The 421-nt window shown below is 64.1% G+C and carries 1 protein-coding gene; it reads left to right on the forward strand.

Annotated features, from left to right (window positions below; genetic code table 11):
• Positions 1-57: 57 nt before the first annotated feature.
• Positions 58-421: polyketide synthase dehydratase domain-containing protein (locus AAHZ94_RS35060; RefSeq protein ID WP_349997684.1), on the forward strand; the 364-nt coding region annotated here is incomplete at its 3' end.

A 421-nucleotide genomic window follows, 5' to 3' on the forward strand; every position in this document is an offset into this window, starting at 1 on the left:
GGGGTGTATGAGGATTTGGTGGGGCGTGGGTTGGAGTATGGGCCGGTGTTTCGGGGTGTGGAGGGTGTGTGGCGGCGGGGTGGTGAGACGTTTGTTGAGGTGGTGTTGCCTGAGGGTGGTCGTGGTGGGGTGGGTGGTTTTGGGGTGCATCCGGCGTTGTTGGATGCGGCGTTGCATGCGGTGGTTTTGGGTGGGGTGGTGCCGGGGTTGGAGGTGGGTGTTCCGGTGTTGCCGTTTGTGTGGTCGGGGGTGCGGTTGTTTGCGGTGGGTGCGGTGCGGGTGCGGGTGCGTATTTCGGGTGTGGGTGGGGGTGGGTTGAGGTTGGATGTGGTGGATGGTGTGGGTGATCCGGTGGTGGTGGTTGAGGGGTTGAGGTTGCGGCCGTTGCCGTTGGGTGAGTTGGTGGTGGGTTCGCGGGTGT

The organism is Streptomyces sp. HSW2009 (assembly GCF_040240285.1).
GTDB lineage: Bacteria > Actinomycetota > Actinomycetes > Streptomycetales > Streptomycetaceae > Streptomyces.